The sequence below is a fragment of the Delftia sp. BGA-UO-ETr-SB1 genome, assembly GCF_059567865.1.
This window is the reverse complement of record NZ_JCAQOW010000006.1, coordinates 986,989-1,007,621: the sequence shown is the minus strand read 5'-3', so window position 1 is coordinate 1,007,621 and position 20,633 is coordinate 986,989. Positions and strand designations below refer to the sequence as shown.

General features: G+C 69.6%; 16 protein-coding genes. 7 read left to right on the top strand and 9 right to left on the bottom strand.

Annotated elements, in window-relative coordinates; all coding sequences use genetic code 11:
* Window positions 1-52 precede the first annotated feature (52 nt).
* Together AC57B5_RS23345 and AC57B5_RS23340 are read right to left on the bottom strand one after the other, a co-directional pair.
* Window positions 53-1,918, bottom strand: a complete 1,866-nt coding sequence (locus tag AC57B5_RS23345; RefSeq protein WP_088163646.1) for an Hsp70 family protein — start codon at window positions 1,916-1,918, stop codon at window positions 53-55.
* Between the two features lie 2 nt (window positions 1,919-1,920).
* Complete coding sequence (locus AC57B5_RS23340) at window positions 1,921-2,604, bottom strand: DUF2760 domain-containing protein (protein ID WP_043782922.1); 684 nt, start codon at window positions 2,602-2,604, stop codon at window positions 1,921-1,923.
* A gap of 196 nt (window positions 2,605-2,800) precedes the next feature.
* Here AC57B5_RS23340 and AC57B5_RS23335 point away from each other — a divergent pair, with 196 nt between their 5' ends.
* The 3 genes from AC57B5_RS23335 (at window position 2,801) to AC57B5_RS23325 (ending at window position 4,789) form a co-directional block, all read left to right on the top strand.
* Window positions 2,801-2,950, top strand: a complete 150-nt coding sequence (locus AC57B5_RS23335; protein ID WP_013800628.1) for a hypothetical protein — start codon at window positions 2,801-2,803, stop codon at window positions 2,948-2,950.
* Between the two features lie 155 nt (window positions 2,951-3,105).
* Window positions 3,106-3,981 (top strand): hypothetical protein, encoded by an 876-nt coding sequence (locus AC57B5_RS23330; protein WP_065346807.1) that lies wholly within the window; start codon window positions 3,106-3,108, stop codon window positions 3,979-3,981.
* Between the two features lie 100 nt (window positions 3,982-4,081).
* Window positions 4,082-4,789 carry a riboflavin synthase subunit alpha gene (locus AC57B5_RS23325; RefSeq protein WP_097201347.1) on the top strand — a complete coding sequence of 236 codons (708 nt, stop codon included), beginning with the start codon at window positions 4,082-4,084 and terminating at the stop codon, window positions 4,787-4,789.
* A gap of 156 nt (window positions 4,790-4,945) precedes the next feature.
* On the opposite strand, the gene AC57B5_RS23320 is transcribed toward AC57B5_RS23325, so the two are convergent.
* Entirely contained in the window at window positions 4,946-7,465 is a 2,520-nt protein-coding gene (locus AC57B5_RS23320) for a heavy metal translocating P-type ATPase (RefSeq protein ID WP_496400440.1), read from the bottom strand.
* A 148-nt stretch (window positions 7,466-7,613) separates the two neighbouring features.
* On the opposite strand from AC57B5_RS23320, the gene AC57B5_RS23315 reads away from it, so the two are divergent.
* A complete protein-coding gene (locus tag AC57B5_RS23315) occupies window positions 7,614-9,524 on the top strand; it encodes a bifunctional metallophosphatase/5'-nucleotidase (RefSeq protein ID WP_097201346.1) in 1,911 nt (636 codons plus the stop codon).
* A 743-nt stretch (window positions 9,525-10,267) separates the two neighbouring features.
* On the opposite strand, the gene AC57B5_RS23310 is transcribed toward AC57B5_RS23315, so the two are convergent.
* From AC57B5_RS23310 to AC57B5_RS23285, 6 genes are read right to left on the bottom strand one after another with little or no spacing between them, the layout of a single operon-like run.
* A complete protein-coding gene (locus AC57B5_RS23310) occupies window positions 10,268-11,995 on the bottom strand; it encodes an acetyl/propionyl/methylcrotonyl-CoA carboxylase subunit alpha (RefSeq protein WP_496400439.1) in 1,728 nt (575 codons plus the stop codon).
* A 49-nt stretch (window positions 11,996-12,044) separates the two neighbouring features.
* Window positions 12,045-13,640, bottom strand: coding sequence for a 5-oxoprolinase subunit B/C family protein (locus tag AC57B5_RS23305; RefSeq protein ID WP_496400438.1), 1,596 nt, complete (start codon window positions 13,638-13,640; stop codon window positions 12,045-12,047).
* 9 nt (window positions 13,641-13,649) lie between these two features.
* Window positions 13,650-14,408, bottom strand: a complete 759-nt coding sequence (locus AC57B5_RS23300; RefSeq protein ID WP_013800621.1) for a LamB/YcsF family protein — start codon at window positions 14,406-14,408, stop codon at window positions 13,650-13,652.
* A gap of 34 nt (window positions 14,409-14,442) precedes the next feature.
* Window positions 14,443-15,111 (bottom strand): pyroglutamyl-peptidase I, encoded by a 669-nt coding sequence (gene pcp, locus AC57B5_RS23295; protein ID WP_013800620.1) that lies wholly within the window; start codon window positions 15,109-15,111, stop codon window positions 14,443-14,445.
* A gap of 16 nt (window positions 15,112-15,127) precedes the next feature.
* A complete protein-coding gene (locus AC57B5_RS23290) occupies window positions 15,128-16,081 on the bottom strand; it encodes a DUF979 domain-containing protein (protein WP_043825613.1) in 954 nt (317 codons plus the stop codon).
* Window position 16,082: 1 nt separating this feature from the next.
* A complete protein-coding gene (locus AC57B5_RS23285) occupies window positions 16,083-16,838 on the bottom strand; it encodes a DUF969 domain-containing protein (RefSeq protein WP_209671144.1) in 756 nt (251 codons plus the stop codon).
* A 403-nt stretch (window positions 16,839-17,241) separates the two neighbouring features.
* Here AC57B5_RS23285 and AC57B5_RS23280 point away from each other — a divergent pair, with 403 nt between their 5' ends.
* The 3 genes from AC57B5_RS23280 to AC57B5_RS23270 all read left to right on the top strand — a co-directional run bounded on the left by AC57B5_RS23280 (window position 17,242) and on the right by AC57B5_RS23270 (window position 20,584).
* Window positions 17,242-18,408, top strand: coding sequence for an ABC transporter substrate-binding protein (locus AC57B5_RS23280; protein WP_199959098.1), 1,167 nt, complete (start codon window positions 17,242-17,244; stop codon window positions 18,406-18,408).
* 82 nt (window positions 18,409-18,490) lie between these two features.
* On the top strand, window positions 18,491-19,528 hold the full coding sequence (locus tag AC57B5_RS23275; protein ID WP_496400437.1) for a tripartite tricarboxylate transporter substrate binding protein: 1,038 nt from the start codon (window positions 18,491-18,493) through the stop codon (window positions 19,526-19,528).
* The gene (locus AC57B5_RS23270) at window positions 19,529-20,584 is read left to right on the top strand and encodes a threonine aldolase family protein (RefSeq protein ID WP_123690239.1); all 1,056 of its coding nucleotides are present in this window, start codon (window positions 19,529-19,531) and stop codon (window positions 20,582-20,584) included.
* The last annotated feature ends 49 nt before the right edge of the window (window positions 20,585-20,633 follow it).

Sequence of the window (20,633 nt, the reverse complement as noted above, 5' to 3'; positions counted from 1 at the left end):
AGTCATACAGGGCACGGTGCGCGGCCCGGACCGGGCCTGCCGCCGGGGCGGGCTACGCTACGTCGGCCCGCACGTCGAACTCCACCTTCCAGCGTTCGTCGCCACCCACGGGCACGGCGTTGAGCTCCAGCGTGCCGATGTCGGTCACGCGCGCATGCAGGGTGACGGGCACGATCTCGCCGGGCGCACGGCCTTCGGCGGGCAGGTGGGCCTCGATTTCCTGCAGCTCGACCAGTTCCTCAGGACCCCAGAAGTCCAGCACGGTGCCGACCTGGTCGGCGCGGCGCACGGAGGAGCCGAAGAAGCGCAGGCGCACGGGCTCGCCCACGACCAGGCCGAATTCCTGCGTGTCCAGCGCCACCTCGGTGCCCTCTTCCATGCCGAAGGGCGCCAGGCACAGGGCCGAGATGGGCGGCTCCATGCCGGGGATGGCGGGCATGTTGCTTTCCACGCCCACGTAATAGCTCTGCGCCGTGCCGCCACGGATGCGCACGCCACGGCCCGCAGCCGCCACATGGCCGAAGTAGGCGGCGCCGCGCGCCACGGCCAGGTCCAGGTTGGCGCCGTCCAGCAGGCGCGCGGGTTGCGCGCCCTCGCCGGCCAGCCAGCCGTTGACGACTTCCAGGATGCGCTGCTCGATCTGCGGCGCCTTGAGCACGCCGCCGTTGAACAGGATGGCCGAGGGATGCAGGAAGGACGCGCCCTCGGGCTGCGTGCCCTTGAGGCCTTCGATCTGCTCGGTGGCGCCGGCCTGGCGCGAGAGGAAGGCCGCCAGGTGGCGCGTGACGGCCGCGTCCTGCGCATAGGGCAGGCCCAGCTGCGTCAGCGCGGCACGGGCGCGGGTCTGGGGCTTGTCGGAGACGGCGGCGCGCGGGAAGAAGCCTTCCACCAGCATCTGCAGCACCTCGTCACGCGTGACCTCGGTGCGGATGCTGCCGCCGATGAGCTTGCTGCCCCGGCTGGGCACGACCACGGGCACGGACTGCAGCGAGGCGTCGGCCAGCAACTGCTCCTTGGCCTGGCGGCAGCCATGGGCCAGGGCGCGGGTCTGCCAGGCGTCGAGCTGCTTGCCCTCCTGGGCCAGCTTGCGCGCCACGCCGTAGGCCAGGGCCAGGTCCATGTTGTCGCCGCCCAGCAGGATGTGCTCGCCCACGGCCACGCGCTGCAGTTCCAGGCCGCCGTCCTTTTCCAGCACGGCGATCAGCGACAGGTCGGTGGTGCCGCCGCCCACGTCCACGACGAGGATGATCTCGCCGCTTTGCACCTGCTTGCGCCACTGGCCGCCGCTGGCCTGGATCCAGCTGTACAGCGCAGCCTGGGGTTCCTCCAGCAGCGTGAGCTTCTGGAAGCCCGCGGCGCGGCAGGCCTCGGCCGTCAGCTCGCGCGCGGCCGGGTCGAACGAGGCGGGAATGGTCACCGTCACGTCCTGGGCGTCGAACGGCGCCTCGGGATGGGCCTGCTCCCAGGCCCAGCGCAGGTGCGACAGGTAGCGGATGGAGGCGGTCAGGGGCGAGACGCGGTGCACCTCCTCGGGCGCATCGGCCGGCAGCAGGGGCGAGCGGCGGTCCACGCCCGGATGACACAGCCAGCTCTTGGCGCTGGAGACCAGCCGGATCGGCGTGGCCGCGCCGCGCGATCGCGCGAACTCGCCCACCACGAAGTCCTGGCTGGCGCCCCAGGGCAAGGCCATGTCGGCCGCAGTCAGCTCGCTTTCATGCGGCAGGTAAAGGAAGGACGGCAGCAGCGGGCGCGCCTCCACGCTGGAGGGGCCGGTGAGCTGGGGAATGTCCAGCACGCCCTGCTCCACCTTCTCGCCATCGCTGGCCTGGCGGTCCACATAGGAGAGCGCGCAATGCGTGGTGCCCAGGTCGATGCCGATGCTGTAGCGCGCCTGGGAGGATTGACGGGACTGGTCCATGCTCACAGCTCCACCTCGGCCTGGGCCACGATGGCGGCAGCCTTGTGATCGGTGAGCTGGGGCAGGCGCACATCGTCCACGCGCCAGCCGCGGTGGCCCAGCGTGCCCGTGAAGGGTGCCTGGCCGACCACGTTGCCCGTCAGGCGCACGGCGGCGGCATCAAAGCCTGCGGCCAGCGTGACGCGGCTGCCTTCGGCCTCGGCACGCACGGGGGCGATGCTGAAATGCTCGCGCAGCACCTTGCGGCAGCCTTCGTGCACCACGCGCGCTGCGGCGCCGATCTCGGCGTCGGCGTAGCCAGCCACGTCTTCCTGCACGAAGTCCACGAAGCGCGCCTCGCGCTGCAGCAGGCCCAGCAGCTGCAGGGCGGCGGTGCCAGCGGGTGCGGCCGGCTCCACGATGGTCTTCTCGACGATCTTCTCGACCGGCACCTCGACACGCTTTTCAACCACTTTCTCGACCACCTTTTCGACAGGCACCTCGACACGGACCTCGACGATCCGGTCCACGGGCACCTCCACGCGCACCTCCTTGGGTGCGGGCGGCGGCACGTCGGCGGCCAGCGGCTCGCCGTCGCGCAGGCGGGACACATCGGCGGCCAGGCGGCCGTTGCCGAGGATGGCGAAGAAACTGCCGATCGCGATGGCGATGCGGCTCAGGAACGAGGGGGGAGTCTTGGAATTCATGGGCTTCTCTTGGCGAGAGGACCCTGCCGGGCCGATCGCCGCGCAGCAGGGCAACCGGGCGCCGGTGGTCCTCCACCGGGCGCCCGCAGGGTCCGTGATGTTACCCAAAGCAACGAAGCCCCGTCCTGTACACGGCCCCATGCCCCCGTGCGCAAATGGCCTCGCGGCATAATCGCGGCTGCTCCTGCCCCTGTCCATGGCCCATACACGCCTTTTCCGCCACGCCCCGACCCGCTGCACCGCCTTGCGCGCGCAGCGGCCGCAGCGCGTGCACGGCGTGCCCACGGCCTTCATCAGCCTGTGCGGCTTCACGGCCCTGCTTTCCGCCGCCGTGCGGAAAGCCTGAGGTCCACCCCCAGCTTCCCGCACGGCCCCCGCAGCGAATCCCGCATGCGAAGCGCATGCCAGGAGCTGCCGGCCCACGCCCCGCACCTCCCTGGCCTGCACGCCTTTTCGGCCGCGCCGCCGCATGGCGCAGCCGCCTTGACCCCGGAGCCGATGATGGACATGGAACTCTCCCAAAACTTTCTGCGTGCCAAAAGCCCCTGCGCGGCGGGCTTTCGCTGGTTCGTGCGCAACCGCCATGACGGCAACGACTACCAGCGCGTGCTCGATGCCCTGGTGGGCGATGGCCGCGTCGAGGACGCGCGCTGGCTCATGAACCAGTTCGGCCCCACCGACGCCGTGCTGGAGGTCGATCACCTGGAGGCCGATGCCCTGGTGTTCTCGGGCAGCGTCGTCGTGCATGGCGAGCTGCGCGTACCCGGCCTGCTGGCCGTGGGCCGCACGCTGCAGGCCGGCGCCGGCATCCACGCCGGCCGCATCGAGGCCGGCCAGGACCTGCACAGCGGCGGCGCCATCTTCTGCAGCGGCCCGTTGCAGGCCGGCGGCCTGGTCAAGGCCGCATGGAGCGTGGACGTGCACGAGGAACTGCGCGCCGAGGACGTGCGCGCCGGCTGGGAGCTGCGCTGCGGCGCCGACCTGCGCCTGGCCGGCGGCGCCCAGGCCGGCCAGGACATCGAGGTGCAGGGCGCCATCCGCTGCGGCAAGGGCCTGCGCGCGGGCGGCAGCATCCGCGCCAGCGGCCTGATCGAGCTGGGCCATGGCCTGTACGCTGGCGCCGACGTGGAAGGCGGCAGCCACATCGAGGTGGACTGGGGCATGCGTGCGCTGGGCGACATCCGTGCGGCCTGCAGCATCCGCGCGGGCGAGACCCTGCATGCCGAAGGCGAGATCGCGGCCGGCCCCGGCTACGGCATCTATGCGGGCATGAACGTGCAGCAGGATGCCTGGCCGTCCTGTGCCTGGGTGCATGCGGCGCAGCGGCCCCCAGCCCTGCTCAGCGGCTGGTGGGAGGAGGCAGCGGCACCGGCCTGATGCCCGCAGGGACACGCCGGCCTGCGCCCCCGCAGCGCAGCGCCGCGATGCAAAATACCCGCTTCGCCGCCGACCGGGCGGCTCCAAGGAATCCCACATCGTGTTCACCGGCATCATCCAGGCCGTGGCAAGCATTGCCGCGCTGCGCGACCAGAACGGCCTGCGCACCTTCACCCTCGACTTTCCCGAAGGCTTCTGCCAGGACCTGGCCATCGGCGCCAGCGTCTCCACCGACGGCGTGTGCCTGACGGTGACCGAGATCCTCTCGCCCACGCGCGCCACGTTCGATGTGATGCTGCAAAGCCTGAACATCACCACGCTGGGCGGCTATGCCGTGGGCGGGCGCGTCAATGTGGAGCGCGCGGCAAAGGATGGCGCCGAGATCGGCGGCCACCCGCTGTCGGGCCATGTGGATTTCACCTCGCCCGTGCTGGAAGTGGCCTCCAGCGACACCAACCACCGCATCCGCTTCGGCATTCCCGAGGGCTTTCGCCACTACGTGTTCGCCAAGGGCTACATCGCCATCAACGGCGCCAGCCTCACGGTGTCCGAGGTGGACCGCCAGGCGGGCTGGTTCGAGGTCTGGCTGATCCCCGAGACGCGCCGCATGACCGTGTTCGAGTCCAAGGGCGTGGGCGACCTGCTCAATGTGGAGATCGACCGCAGCACCCAGGTCGTGGTGGACACGGTGCGCGAGACCGTGCAGCAAAGCCTGGGCCGCCTGCAGCCCGTGCTAGAAGCCCTGCTGAAAGAAAAGGGCCTGAGCCTGGACGACTTCATCGAAGTCCCAAAACTAGGCACCCCCTGAGTCGCTACGCGCCTTCCCCCTCTCTCGCTTCGCGGGAGGGGGACGACACCCTCGGTGCGGGGCGGCCCTTCCTCGGTGTCCCTGAGTTGGGTCGTGCCAGTCTCACAAGCTACGGATCTTGCGCAGTGCAAAAAGGGACAAATACCGTCCAGTTGCTCAACGCCCTGCCGCCAGCGGCGGATTGAAACGCCGCAGGCGCAGCGCGTTGCTGAGCACGAAGACGCTGGACAGCGCCATGGCCCCGGCCGCGAACACGGGCGACAGCAGCGTGCCGTTGACGGGGTACAGCAGGCCTGCGGCCACGGGGATCAGGGCCACGTTGTAGGCAAAGGCCCAGAACAGGTTCTGCCGGATATTGGCCATGGTGGCCTTGGACAGCGCAATCGCATTGGGCACGCCGCCCAGGTCGCCTGACATCAGCACCACGTCGGCCGCCTCGATGGCGATGTCCGTGCCCGTGCCGATGGCCAGGCCCACATCGGCCTCGGCCAGGGCCGGCGCGTCGTTGATGCCGTCGCCCACATAGGCCAGCGTGCCGTGCTCGGCCTTCAGGCGCTTGACGGCATCGACCTTGCCGCCGGGCAGCACCTCGGCCACCACCTCGTCGATGCCCAGCTGGCGCGCAATGGCCTCGGCCGTGCGGCGGTTGTCGCCGGTGATCATGGCCACCTTCAGGCCCAAGGCGTGCAGCGCGGCAATGGCGGCCGGCGTGCTGTCCTTGATGGGATCGGCCACGGCGATCATGGCGGCCAGGCGTCCGTCCACCGCGGCATACAGCGGCGTCTTGCCTTCGTCGCCCAGGCGCGCGGCCTCGTCTGTCAGCGTGTCCACCTGCAGGCCCAGCTCGCGCATGAAGCGGTCGGCACCGATCTCCACGCGCACGCCGTCCACCTGGGCGCGCACGCCAAAGCCTGTCACCGATTCAAAGCGATCCACGGCACCCAGCGGCAGATCCTCGGCCTTGGCAGCATCCACGATGGCGCGCGCAATCGGGTGCTCGGAGCGGTCCTCCACGGCCGCCACCAGCGCCAGCACGCGGCTGCGCTCGCCCTCGAAGCCCGGGGCCAGCACCAGGTCGGTCAGCTCGGGGCGGCCTCGCGTCAGCGTGCCCGTCTTGTCCACGGCAACCACGCGGGCATCTTTCAAGGTCTGCAGGGCCTCGCCCTTGCGCAGCAGCACGCCCATCTGCGCGGCCCGGCCCGTGCCCACCATGATGGAGGTGGGCGTGGCCAGGCCCATGGCACAGGGGCAGGCGATGATGAGCACGGCCACGGCATTGACCAGCGCAAAGCTCAGTGCGGGCGACGGCCCCCAGGCCAGCCAGGCGCCGAAGGTCAGCAGGGCCACGGCCATCACGGCCGGCACGAACCACATGGTGACCTGGTCCACCAGCGCCTGTATGGGCAGCTTGGAGCCCTGGGCCTGCTCGACCATGCGGATGATCTGCGCCAGCAGCGTGTCCGCGCCCACCTTGGTGGCGCGAAAGGCCAGCGCGCCGTTCTGGTTCACCGTGCCGCCGACCAGTTCGGCACCCGGGGTTTTCTCGACCGGCACGGGCTCGCCGCTGATCATGGATTCATCGACGAAGCTGCTGCCCTCGATGACCTCGCCATCGACGGGAATGCGCTCGCCGGGCCGCACCTCGATGGTGTCGCCCGCACGCACGGCGGCGATGTCCACTTCCTGCACGGCGCCGTCCCGGCGCACGCGCGCCGTCTTGGCCTGCAGGCGCACCAGGCGGCGGATGGCCTCCGAGGTATTGCCCTTGGCGCGCGCCTCCATGAAGCGGCCCAGCAGGATCAGCGCCACGATCACGGCCGCCGCCTCGTAATACACATTCACCGTGCCGGCCGGCAGCCACTGCGGCACGAAGGTGGCCACCAGCGAATAGGCAAACGCCGCCGAGGTGCCCACGGCCACCAGCGAATTCATGTCGGGCGCGCCGCGCAGCAGCGCGGGAATGCCCTTCTGGAAGAAGCGCAGGCCCGGCCCGAACAGCACGATGGCCGACAGCAGGCACTGCAGGTACCAGCTGTTCTGCGTGCCGATGGCCTGCCCCACCCAGTGGTGGAAGGCCGGCACCATGTGGCCGCCCATCTCCAGCACGAACACCGGCAGCGCGAACACCGTGGCCACGATCAGCGAGCGCTTGAGCGAGGCCCTCTCGCGCGCCTGGCGCTGCTCCGTGCCGTCTTCGGCCGGCGACTGCGCAGCGCCGCCTTCACTGGCCGGGTTCGCGCTGGCACCCAGCGGACGCGCTTCGTACCCGGCCTTGTGCACAGCTGCCACAAGGGCCGCCACATCTGCACTGCCAGCCAGCGTCACCACTGCACGTTCGGTGGCCAGGTTCACGCTGGCCGATTGCACGCCCTCCACCTTTTTCAGCGCACGCTCCACGCGGCCCACGCAGGAGGCGCAGGTCATGCCCTCCACCTCCAACTCCACGCTGGACTGGGGCACTTCGTAGCCGGCCTTCTCGATGGCTGCAATGGCGGCCGGCAGATCGGCCGCGCCCTCGAAGCGGATGCTGGCCTTTTCGGTGGCCAGGTTGACCACGGCCTCCTGCACGCCCGGCAGCTTCTTGAGCGCGCGCTCCACACGCCCCACGCAGGAGGCGCAGGTCATGCCCTGAACGGGCAGGTCTATGGCCATGCCGGCCTTGGTCGATGCATTCATTGCCTGACTCCTTTGTTCTCGCATGCAGGCACTTTAGAGATTGCCACCATGTCAAGGTCAAGCCCCCTGCAAAGCGATTTCATCGCCGTGTCATCAGCCTTGCCCAGCATCGGCGGCCGTGACAAACCGATACAGAGAGAACCCGTTCATGTCCTTGACCTCCCATCGCCCCGCCCTGCGCCCGCTGGCCGTGGCCCTGGCTGCCTCCGCCCTGATCGCCGGTTGCGGCGGCTCCGGCAACGACACGCCCGCAGGCCAGCCGCTGGAGCTGCGCATTCTGCACATCAACGATCACCACTCCACGCTGGAGTCCAAGAGCAAGACCCTGCAGCTGGACGCCGGCACGGGCAAGGCCGAAGCCGTGGCCGTGGACGCCGCGGGCTTTGCGCGCGTGACCCAGGCCATCGAGGAGCTGGCCGCGCAGTCGCCCAACGTGCTCAAGCTGCACGCCGGCGACGCGCTCACCGGCACGCTGTACTTCAACCGCGCAGGCGCCGACGGCGAGGCCGATGCCGCCCTCATGAACACCGTCTGCTTTGACGCCTTCACGCTGGGCAACCACGAGTTCGACAAGGGCGACAGCGGCCTCAAGTCCTTCCTGGACCGCCTGCGCGCAGGCACATGCAAGACGCCCGTGCTCAGCGCCAACGTGCGCTTTGGCGCCAACTCGGCCCTGAACGCGGCCAAGGCGCCCGGCTATGTGAACCCCTCCACCGTGGTGGAGCGCGGTGGCCAGAAGATCGGCATCGTCGGCCTGACCATTGCGGGCAAGACCAAGGCATCGTCCAGCCCCGATGCCGACACCACCTTCGAGGACGAAGCCACCGCAGCCCAACGCGAAATCGACGCGCTGCGCGCCAAGGGCATCAACAAGATCATCGTCATGAGCCATGTGGGCTATGAGTACGACCGCCAGATCGTGCCCAAGCTCAGCGGCGTGGACGTGGTCGTGGGCGGCGACTCGCACACCCTGCTCGGCCCCGACGTGCTCAACACCACGGGCGTGGGCACGCCTGGCGGCGCCTACCCCACGCGCCTGGCCGACAAGGACGGCAGCCCCGTCTGCGTGGTCCAGGCCTGGGAGTACGCCCAGGTCGTCGGTGACCTCAAGGTCCAGTTCGACGCCGACGGCCGCGTCACCCAGTGCACGGGCACGCCTCATGTGCTGATCGGCGACAGCTTCACCATCGCCGGCAAGGCCGCCACCGATGCGCAAAAGACCGCTCTCAAGGCCAGCGCCGCCGCCACCGGCGTGCTGCGCGTGACCACGCCCTCGGCCAAGGCCACCGCCGCGCTGCAGCCCTTCAAGGACAAGGTCGCCCAGTTCAACCTCAAGCAGGTCGCCACCGTGCCCCAGGAACTGTGCTCGCGCCGCGTGCCCGGCGGCGTCGGCACCATGAACTACAGCCAGTCCAGCGCCGCCTGCAATGCCGAAGGCAGCGTGAGCGTGCGCGGCGGCGACATCCAGCAGCTCGTGGCCCAGGCCTACCTGGAAGAAGCCAACCGCCACTACGGCGGTGCCGACATCACCCTGCAAAGCGGCGGCGGCGTGCGCATCCCGCTGCTGGGCCAGACCACGGCCGCCCAGGTCATCCAGGTCCTGCCCTTCGGCAACAAGCTGTTCCGCCTGGACATCACCGGCACGGAAGTCAAGGGCATGCTCGAGGACGGCCTGCAGGCCGTCTACGGCCCCAGCGGCACGACCGGCCCCTACCCCTACACGGGCGGCCTGCGCTTTGACGTGAATGCGGCAGCGGCGGCCGGCCAGCGCGTGTCGGGCATCGAGGTGTATGACAACGCGAGCAAGACGTGGAAGCCGCTGGATACGGCGCGCACGTACAAGCTGTTCGTGCTGAGCTTCAATGCCACGGGTGGCGACGGCTACAAGACGCTGGCGGCCGTGCCTGATGCGCGCCGTCTGGACATTGGCGTGCTCGATTCCGATGTGTTCTTCAACTACATCGAGAGGCAGCCGGTGGATGCGGTGTCTGGTCTGCCGCTGCTGTCGCGGCTGCCGATGGATCTGTACAGCACGCGTAGTTTTCAGGGTGGGCGCTGAGTCTTCCTGATGGGTTCAGGGATCTGTTTTGATCCCTGCCGGGGGGTTGTTTTTCGAGGCCGGGTCTCGGCCCGGCGGCCGACCTACCTTCTTTTGCTTCGCCAAAAGAAGGTAGGCCAAGAAAAGGCGACCCGGATGTCCGCGACCCCTTCGCTTCGCTGCGGGGCAACCTGCGTCGTGGCGGTTGCGGGGTTCGCCGTGAAACTCTCTTCGCGCTGCGCGCTACGTTCAAACATCACGGCGAGTCAGATCACGAAGCAGTCCTGTCCTTCGGCAGGACTGCAACCCCGCAACCACCACGCCGCAGGCGCTGACATACGGGGAGGTGGTGCGGGCCTTCGCTTCGCTCGGCCCCGGTTTGAAGCCGAGCGGAGCGATGGCGCCGGCTGTTGGCTGTTGGCTGTTGGCTGTTGGCTGCCCCAGCCTCCCCCCTTCTGCCCACGCCTGCGTTGGGCGGGATGCGGGGTGGCAAGCCTGCCGAAGGACAGGCTTGCTTCGTCATCTGACTTGCCGCAGTTGTTTGAACGGATTGCGCCGCAGGCGCAAGGAGTGAGTTCTGCGGCACACCCCGCATCCCGCCCAACGCAGGTCGCCCGCAGCGAAGCGAAGGGTCGTGGGCAGTGCGGGGCGCGCTTCTTTGCCCACTTTCTTATCGCGCGATAAGAAAGTGGGTCGCCTGCCGGGGCGAGACCCGGCCTCTGCCGCAAAAGGCACAACAAAATCAAAAACAGGTCAAACAGAAATCAGCCAATCCGAGCAATCACAGCCCCCAACACCTGCGCCTTCCCCGCCTCCGCCACCAAAGCCACCACCCCACTGCGATGCGCAGTCACCTGCATCTCCATCTTCATGGCCTCCATGACGGCAATCACATCGCCCTCCTGAACGGTGTCGCCATCGGCCACCTTCCACGCATGCAGATTGCCTGCAATGGGTGAGGTGACGACAGCGGGGTCCATGGCAGATTCGGCAGCGGGCGCGGCAGCCACACCGCCGCCAGCCGATGCCAGCCCCTGCAGCAGCACCGCAGGCAGGCCCAGCGACACCCGGCGCCCGTCGATCTCGACCGCGCAGCGCACCAGGCTGGCGTCGGGCAGCGGCTCGGCGCGCACGGCGGCGGCCAGGGGTTCGGCGAAGTCGGATTCGATCCAGCGCGTGTGGACCTTGAAGCCGTCGTTGCCCACGAAGTCGGCATGGCCGATGACGGCGCGGTGGAAGGGCAGCACGGAGGACAGGCCTTCGATGCGGAACTCGGCCAGCGCGCGGCGTGCGCGGGCCAGGGCCTGTTCACGCGTGGCGCCGCTGACGATGAGCTTGGCCATCAGCGAGTCGAAGCTGCCGGGCACGACCGAGCCGGTCTGCACGCCCGTGTCCAGGCGCACGCCGGGGCCCGAGGGCGGGTCGAACCGCACCACGGGGCCGGGCGTGGGCAGGAAGCCGCGGCCCACGTCTTCGGCGTTGATGCGGAATTCGATGGAGTGGCCCAGCGGCGCCGGGGTTTCGGTGATGGACAGCGGCAGGCCGTCGGCCACGCGCAGTTGCTCGATCACCAGGTCCACGCCCGTGGTCTGCTCGGTCACGGGGTGCTCGACCTGCAGGCGCGTGTTGACTTCGAGGAAGGAGATGGCGCCGCTCTGGCTCAACAGGAATTCCACCGTGCCCGCGCTGACGTAGCCGGCCGCCGCGCAGATGTCGCGCGCCGAGCTGTGGATGCGGGCGCGCTGCTCGTCGCTGAGGAAGGGCGCCGGGGCCTCTTCCACCAGCTTCTGGTTGCGCCGCTGCAGCGAGCAGTCGCGCGTGCCCAGCACGACCACGTTGCCGTGGGTGTCGGCCAGCACCTGGGCCTCGATGTGGCGGGGGCGGTCCAGGAATTGCTCGACAAAGCATTCGCCGCGGCCGAAGGCGGTGACGGCCTCGCGCACGGCCGAGTGAAAGAGTTCCTCCACCTCGTCCATGCGCCACGCGATCTTCATGCCGCGCCCGCCGCCGCCGAAGGCGGCCTTGATGATGATGGGCAGGCCGTGCTGCTGGGCAAAGGCCAGCACTTCGCCGGCATCCTTGACGGGGTCCGGCGTGCCGGCCACCAGGGGAGCGCCCACCTGCAGGGCGATCTTGCGCGCCTCGACCTTGTCGCCCAGCTTGGCGATGGTCTCGGGCGTGGGGCCGATCCAGCGCAGGCCCGCATCCAGCACGGCGCGCGCAAAGGCTTCGCTTTCGGACAGGAAGCCGTAGCCGGGGTGCACGGCGTCGGCGCCGCTCTTGTGCGCGATGGCGATGAGCTTGGCAATGTTCAGGTAGGTGTCGGCCGGGCGCTCGCCGTCCAGGCCATAGGCCTCGTCGGCCATGCGCACGTGCAGGGCGTCGATGTCGGCATCGGCGTAGACGGCCACGGATTTCACGCCGTAGTCGGCGCAGGCGCGGGCGATGCGGACGGCGATCTCGCCACGGTTGGCAATCAGGACTTTTTTCATGATCAGCTTCTTTCAGTTGCGGGCAGGCGCCACCGGGCGCTCCCCGCGTTCAGTTCTTGGAGCCTTGCGCGCCGGGGCTGTATTCCTCGAAGGCGCGGATGGGGTTGAAGCGGATCCAGGCGCCCACGGGAATCTGGCCGGCCAGATCGAGGTGGTGCGGCGCCACGCAGCCGATGACGGGGTAGCCGCCCGTCAGCGGATGGTCGGCCAGGAACAGCACGGGCTGGCCGCTGGGGGGCACCTGGATGGCGCCCAGCGGCGTGCCTTCGCTGGGCAGCTCGCCGGCCACGGCGCGCGCCAGGGGCTGCTCGCCCGCCACGCGCAGGCCCACGCGGTTGGACTGCGGCGTGACCTGCCAGCGCTGCGCGGCCAGCAGGGCCACGGCCTCGGGCGTGAACCAGTCGGTGCGCGGGCCCAGCTCCACGTCCAGCACCACGTCCTGCCCGGTGGTGGGCAGGGATTCGGGCGGCAGCTCGGGTGCGGCCACGGCCTTGCGGTCTGCAGGCCGCACGGGCAGGACCTGGCCCACGGCCAGGGCGGCTGGGCCGACATTCGCCAGGGTGTCGGTGCAGGCGCTGCCCAGCACGGGCGTGACGGCAAAGCCGCCGCGCACGGCCACATAGCAGCGCGCGCCGGCCACGGGCTGGCCCACGGTCAGCTGGTCGCCATCGGCCAGGGCCACGGCCTGGTAGCGCGGCACGCTCCAGCGCTGGCCGGACCCGGTGGTCACGGTCAGGGGCGCATCAGCGCCCGTGATGGCGACCACGGTCTCGCCCTGGCTTTGCAGCGACAGGCCACCGCCCACGGTCTCCAGCACGGCCAGGTCGCTGGCATTGCCGACCAGGCGGTTGGCGGCCTTGAAGGCTGCCTGGTCCATGGCGCCCGAGGCCGAGACGCCCTGCCCGGCCTGGCCCAGCCGGCCCCGGTCCTGGAACAGCGTCATCAGGCCCGTGGCCTTGACGCGCAGCGCGTTGCCTTCATGCGGCGCGGCCTGCGCCACGGCGGGCGCGGGCGCCTCATCCACCTGGGCCATGCCGGCCGCATCGACAAAGCGCACGCGGTAGCCGGGCTGCAGCAGCGCGGGCAGCTCGCGCGCCAGGTCCCACATGCGGGCCGAGGTGCGGCCTATCAGTTGCCAGCCGCCCGGGCTGGCCTGGGGATAGACGGCGCTGAACGTGCCGCCCAGCGCCACCGAGCCGGCCGGCACGCGCGTGCGCGGCGTGGTGCGGCGCGGCACGTTGAAGATCGGATCGCCCCCGCTGAGGTAGGCAAAGCCGGGCGCGAAGCCCGTGAAGGCCACGGCGTACTCGCTGCCCGTGTGGCGGCGCACGACTTCCTCGGGCGTGATGCCCAGCAGCTGCGCCACGTCAGCCAGGTCCTCGCCGTCGTAGTGCACGGGAATCTCGACCAGCACATTGCTGCGCTCGGCACGCTGGCCCAGGTCGCGCGCGGCAATGCGGCGCACCAGCTCGGCCACGCCCACCTGGGCGGGCGTGAACTGCACGAGCACGGTGCGCGCGGCCGGCACCAGCTCCTGCACGCCATCGATGGGCTCGCGCTGCAGCGAGCCCAGCAGGGCCAGGGTTTCATCGAGATCGGCCAGCTCCACCATCAGGGCCTGCCGGTTGACGGGTAGAAAACGCATGGTGTGCCCTCAGCCCACGAAGGAGGAAATGCGCACGCCCTCCTGCTCGAAACGTTCGCGCAGGTGGCGTGCAATGGCCACGGCACCGGGGCTGTCGCCGTGCACGCAGATGGAGTCGGCGGCAATGCGCACCAGGCTGCCATCGACGGCTTCGACCACGCCGTCGCGCACCAGGGACAGCATGCGCGCGGCGATCTGGTCCACATCGTGCAGCACGGCGCCCGGATCGCGGCGCGAGACCAGGGTGCCCTCGGGCGTGTAGCCGCGGTCGGCAAAGGCCTCGGCCACCACGGTCAGGCCCGCATCGCGCGCCCAGTCGATCAGCGGCGAGCCGGCCAGCGCCACCAGCACCAGGCTGGGGTCGATGGCGCGCATGGCCGTGATCACGTCCGCGGCCTGGCGCCTGTCGTGGGCAATGGTGTTGTAGAGCGCGCCGTGCGGCTTGACGTAGCGCACCTCGGTGCCGGCCACGCGGGCCAGGCCCTGCAGCGCACCGATCTGGTAGATGACGCCGGCCACCAGGTCGGCGCTGGCCACATCCATGTTGCGCCGGCCGAAGCCGACGAGGTCGGGATAGGACACATGGGCGCCCACCATGGCGCCGCGCTCGCGGGCGGCCTTGAGCGTCTCCAGGATGCCTGCCGGGTCGCCGGCATGGAATCCGCAGGCCACGTTGGCGCTGCTGACGATGTCGAGCATGGCGGCGTCGTCGCCCATGCGCCATCCGCCCAGGCTCTCGCCAAGATCACTGTTCAGGTCAATTTTCATCGTTCTCTCCTCGCCGGACTCGGTGCACAGGCTCTCAGTGCAGCTGGCCGGCGTTTTCCTTCAGATCCTGGGTCACGGTCAGGGCCGTGCGAATGGTCTCGCGCACGGCAGCCACCTGGTCGGCCAGGCACATGCTGGGCATGCCCGGCTTGCGCGCTGCCTGCTCGGGCAGGGCCGGCACGTGGATGAAGCCGCCACGCGCGCCAGGCGCCGCCTTGCCCTGGGCCAGCCAGTGCATGAGCGCGAAAAACACGTGGTTGCAGACAAAGGTGCCCGCCGTGTTGGACACGGAAGACGGAATGCCGCGCGCGCGCAGGTTGTGCACCACGGCCTTGATGGGCAGCGTGGAAAAGTACGCGGCGGGCGCGCCCGGGATCACCACCTGGTCCACGGGCTGGCGCGCCGCATGGTCGGGAATGCGGGCGTCGTCGATATTGATGGCCACGCGCTCGGGCGTGAACTCGCTGCGGCCGCCGGCCAGGCCCAGGCTGATGACCAGCACCGGCTGCAGCTGTGCCAGTGCCTCCTGCAGCTGGCGCAGCGACTCGCCGAACACGCAGCGCAGCTGCAGGCCGTGGACGGTGGCGCCGGCCACGGTCTCGCCATGCAGGGCACGCGCCACTTCCCACGAGGGATTGACAGGGTCCTGCTCGAACGGCTCGAAGCCGGTCACCAGGATGCGCGGGGAAGTGGAATCGGTCATGGCAACAGTCCGTCCTTTAACGGAACATCAGGAAGTACAGCAGGAAGACATTGGCGGTCAGCAGGGCCAGGGCCGTGGGCACCTGGGCGCGGATCACGGCATTCTTGTCGATCTCCAGCAGCGCGGCGGGCACCAGGTTGAAGTTGGCCGCCATGGGCGTCAGCAGGGTGCCGCAGTAGCCCGAGAGCATGCCGATGGCCGCCATCACGGCCGGGTCGCCATGGTAGACGCCGACCAGGATGGGCACGCCCACGCCGCCCGTCATCACGGGGAAGGCGGCAAAGCCGTTGCCCATCACCACCGTGAACAGCGCCATGCCCAGCACGTAGACGGCCACGGCCACGAAGCGGATGTCCATGTTGATATAGGTGGTGGTCACATAGGCCACGGCCTTGCCCACGCCGGCGTCCGAGAACACCAGGCCCAGCATGCCCAGCATCTGGGGCAGCACCAGGGCCCAGCCCAGCGCATCGGTCAGGCGGCGCGATTCGCGCATGCCCTGGGCCGGCGTCTCGCGGGTCAGCCAGCAGGCCAGGCCCAGCGCCAGCACGCAGCCCACGCCCAGGCTCACCAGCGTGGTGGCCTTGGGGTCCAGCAGGGGCGTGCCGCCGAAGACCAGGTGCGAGGCGCTGAGCGTGCCCACCATGGTGATCAGCGGAATCGCCAGGGCCGGTGCGAACAGCTTGTTGCCCAGGCGCTTGGCGCTGGCCAGGTATTCGGCATCGCTGCGCGGCGCATGGCGGCCGCTGCCCACGCCGCCGAAGCCGGCGATCAGGGCCATGGCCACGGCGATCACGCCCACGACCACGGGCGGCAGTTCATTGCCCACCAGGAAGACGGCTGCATACAGCGCCCAGAACAGGCCGCTGGACCAGCGCTTGGGGTTGCTGGCATCGCGCAGCGTCATCACGGCCGTGACGGCCAGGACGAAGCCGACCAGGTAGTACAGGTGTTGGATGGTCAGCGTCATTTCAGGCTCCCTTGGCTTGGGTGGCGTTGGCGTTGGCGTTGGCTGCGTCGGCTTCGACACCGGCCTTGTACTGGGCCAGTTCGCGCTCCAGCATGCGGTCCAGGCGGCGCAGGCGCCAGGCATGGATCACGAAGGCGCAGATGGCCGTGGGAATGCCCCACAGCGCGACGTGGATGGGCTCGACCTCGATGCCGGCTTCCTTCAGGAAGGTGGTCATCAGCACGATGGCGCCGAAGGCCACGAAGATGTCCTCGCCGAAGAACAGGCCCACGTTGTCCGTGGCGGCCGAGTAGGCGCGCAGCTTGTCGCGCACCTTGGCGGGCAGGATGCCGAAGCGCGACTGGGTCGCACCTTCGGCCATGGGCGCCAGCAGCGGGCGCACCATCTGCGGATGCCCGCCCAGGCTGGTCAGGCCCACGGCGGCCGTCAGCTGGCGTGCGGCCAAGTAGACGATGAGCAGGCGGCCTGCGGTGGCCGACTTGATGGAGCTGATCCAGTTCTGCGCGTGCTGGCGCAGGCCATGGCGCTCCAGCAGGCCGATCACGGCCAGCGGCAGCAGGATGATCAGCGGCAGGTTGCGCGTCTTGATGAAGCCCGTGCCAATGGTGGCCAGCACCTTGTCGACGGGGAAGCCCGCCGCCAGTGCCGTGCCGATGGCCGTGACGATCACGACCAGCATGGGATTGAAGCGCAGCACGAAGCCCGCAACGATGATGGCCACTCCGATAAGCGGCCAGAGATTGACGTCAGTCAGCATGTTGATTCCCCCTTCACACCCCGCGGTGCGGGGCGGCCGTCAAGCCGCCCCGCAGGCCCAACCCGGTGGCGTGGAGTGCGCTGCCAACCTGGTTTTGTTCAACAAAACAAAGAATTTGTCTTACAGAAACGAATTGTGAATAAGACAATCAGCGCATGCTGATAGTACAAACCCGCATATCGTTGCCCAAGGATTGAGCACGCACAGGGTTTTCAAATGACAAAAACTATCGGATATTGAACATCCATAGAAGGCATGAACACAACAATGCCCCTGCCCCGGTATCGCCTGTGACGAGGCCGCCTCCTACAATGGGCCGCCCTCCCGGCCTGCGGCGCACGCGTGGCAGTCGGCGTGAATGGCACCTTCCTGCTCCCATCCCTTTTGTCCGAGCTCTGAATCCATGCAACGCCGTCAACTTGTTTCCCTGCTTCCCCGTGCTGCAGCCATCGCAGCGGTTCCCGCGCTGGCGCCGGCCTTCGTGCGCAATGCCTTCGCCGATGAGGCAGGCCTGTCCGCCAAGACCCTCACCATCGGCTGCTCGGCCGCCATGAGCGGCCCGCTGGCCGGGTTCGGCTCCGACATCAAGCTGGGCACGGAAGCGGCCATGGCGCAGATCAACGCACGTGGCGGCATCCAGGGCCGCACGCTGCAGCTGCAGATGGTTGACGACGGCTACGTGCCCCAGCGCTCGGCCGACAACGTGCGGCAGATGCTCTCCAAGGGCACGGCCTTTGCCCTGCTGTCCTGCGTGGGCACGCCCAACAACGCCGCCGTCATCCCGCTGATCGAGGAAGCCGGCGTTCCCTATGTGGCGCCCTTCACGGGCGCCTCGTCGCTGCGCAAGGGATCGCGCAACGTCTTCCATGTGCGCGCCAGCTACACCACCGAGGTCCGCCGCCTGGTCCAGCGCCTTGCGGGCATGGGGCTCAAGGGCATTGGCATCGTCTACCTGGACAACGCCTACGGCCGCGAAATGCTGGAGGACGCCACGCGCGCCCTGGAGGCCGAGAAGATGGCCCCCGCCGTGCAGGCGGCCATCGCCACCGATGGCAAGAATCTGGCCGATGTGTTGAACAAAGTGGACGCGGCCCACCCCTCGGCCGTGCTGCTGGCCACGGCTGGCACGGTGTCGGTCGATCTGGTGCGCGGCCTGCGCAAGAGCGCGCCCGGCGTGCTGCTCACCGGCCTGAGCGTGACCCTGCCCAACGACAGCCTCAAGCCGCTGGGCGAGGACGCCCGGGGCATTGCCCTGACCATGGTCGTTCCCGCGCCCCACCAGGCCAAGCTGCAGGTGGTGCGCGACTACCAGGCCGCCATGCGCGCCCACGGGCAGCAGGAGTTCTCGCTGGGCACGCTGGAAGCCTATGTGAACACACGCGTGCTGGCCGAGGGCCTGGAACGCGCAGGCCGCGACCCCAGCCAGGCCAAGCTGCGCTCGGCGCTGGCCGGCATCCGCAACTGGGACATGGGCGGCTTCGTCATCGACTACAGCGGCCAGACGCCCCATGTCGGCTCCAGCTTCATCGACCTGGGCGTGCTGGGCAATGCGGGGCGCTTCATCGGTTGATGAAGGCGGGTGGCTTGCGGGCCAGGCCGCTGGCGGATCGGCCCATCGTTTCTTCCTGTCGCTGCACCAAGGAGCCTTCGCCATGCCTGCCGAACGTCACCCACTTCCGCGCCCTGCCTTGCACCCCTCTTTTCATCCTGCTGCACATCCCGCTTCGCACCGGGGCCTGCAGCGCCGCCTGCTCATCCTGGCAGCGGCTGCCCTGCCCGGTCTTGCCCTGGCGCAGAAATGGCCTGCACAGCCCGTGCGCATCGTCGTGCCCTACACGGCCGGAGGCGGCTCGGACAACATCGCCCGTGCGCTGGGCACGGAGCTGTCGCGCGAACTGGGCCAGCCCGTGGTCGTGGACAACAAGCCCGGCGCCTCGGCCATGCTGGGCGCCGAGCTGGTGGCCCGCGCCGCGCCCGACGGCTACACGCTGCTCCTGGCCGACATGCCGCACACCATCACGCCCAGTCTCTACAAGACACCGTACGACGCGCTCAAGGACTTCACGCCCGTGGCCCTGATCGGCTCCTCGCCGCTGGTGCTGGCCGTCAACCCCAAGCTCAAGGCACAAAGCGTGAAGGAATACATCGCGATGGCCCGGGCACGGCCCGGCCAGATCAACTTCGCCTCGGGCGGCACGGGCACGGCCACGCATCTGGCAGGCGAGCTGTTCAAGCAGCAGACGGACACCTTCATCACCCACATTCCCTACAAGGGCTCGGGCCAGGCCGTCGCCGACGTGGTGGCCGACCATACCGAGAGCATGTTCTCCTCGGCCCCCACCGTGATCCCCCATATCAAAAGCGGCGCGCTGCGCGCCCTGGCCACCACCGGTGCCCAGCGCTCGCCGGCCCTGCCCCAGGTGCCCACGATGGCCGAAAGCGGCGTGCGCGGACTCACCGTGCTGCACTGGTTCGGCCTGCTGGCGCCTGCCCGGTTGCCCCCCGGCATACAGACCGCGCTGCACGATGCCGTGGCCCGCGCCATGGCCACGCCCGCGCTGCAGGCCAAGCTGCAGTCCCTGGGGCTGGAACTGACGCCCCGCACTGCGGCGGAGTTCGGCGCCCAGATGGAGACCGACGCCGCACGCTGGGCCCGCGTCATCAAGGAACGCAACATCAAGGCGGACTGAATGCCCTCCCTGCACCATCACCACGACGCCGTTGACCTGCGCAGCGACACCGTCACGCGCCCCACGCCGCAGATGCTCGAAGCCATGGCCTGCGCCCCGCTGGGCGACGACGGCCTGGACGGCGACCCGACGGTGCGTGCGCTGGAAGAGACGGCCGCCCAGCGCTTTGGCAAGGCCGCAGGCCTGTTCGTGGCCAGCGGCACCATGGGCAACCTCGTGGCCGTGCTCGCCCATGGCCGCATGCCCGGCGAGGTGCTGGCCGAGGCCGGCAGCCATCTGCTGAACGCCGAGCGCGCAGCCGCAGGCCTGACCGGCATGCACTACCGCAGCCTGCCCGGCGACGGCGGCCTGATCGCCCTGCCCGCGCTGGAGGCGGCGCTGGACACCTCGGCATCCGCGCGCTGCCCCAGCGCCCTCGTGGCCGTGGAGAACACCCACAACGCACGGGGCGGCAGCGTGGCGGCGCCCGAGTCGCTGGCGGCCCTGCATGCCCTGGCCGCCCGCCATGGCGTGCCCGTGCATACCGATGGCGCGCGCCTGTTCAATGCCGCCGTGGCACTGGGCCTGTCCTGCCGCGAGATCGCCGCGCACACGGACTCGGTCACCGTCTGCCTGTCCAAGGGCCTGTCGGCTCCGGTGGGCTCGGTGCTCATGGGCCCGGCCGACTTCATCACGCGGGCGCGCGGCATACGGCGCATGCTGGGCGGCACCATGCGCCAGGCCGGCGTGATCGCGGCGGCGGGCCTGGTGGCGCTGGAGCACATGGTCGATCGCCTGGCCGAGGACCACGCACGCGCCCGCCGCCTGCACCAGGGCCTGCGCGCCATCCACCCGGCATGGTGCGCGGCCGAACTGCCGCAGACCAACATCGTGCAGGTGCGCGTAGGCACCAGCGCGGCCGATGCGCGCCTTTGGGAGGCACGCCTGGCCGAAGCCGGCGTGCTGGTGCGCACGGGCAGCGCAGGCCTGCTGCGCCTGGTCACGCACCGCCACATTGACGACAAGGCCGTGGACAGCACCCTGCAGACCTTCACGCGGCTGCACCACGACAACTGAGCACCACGCGAGGCCGGCAGGAGTGCCGGCCCTGGCTACACTGCCCATC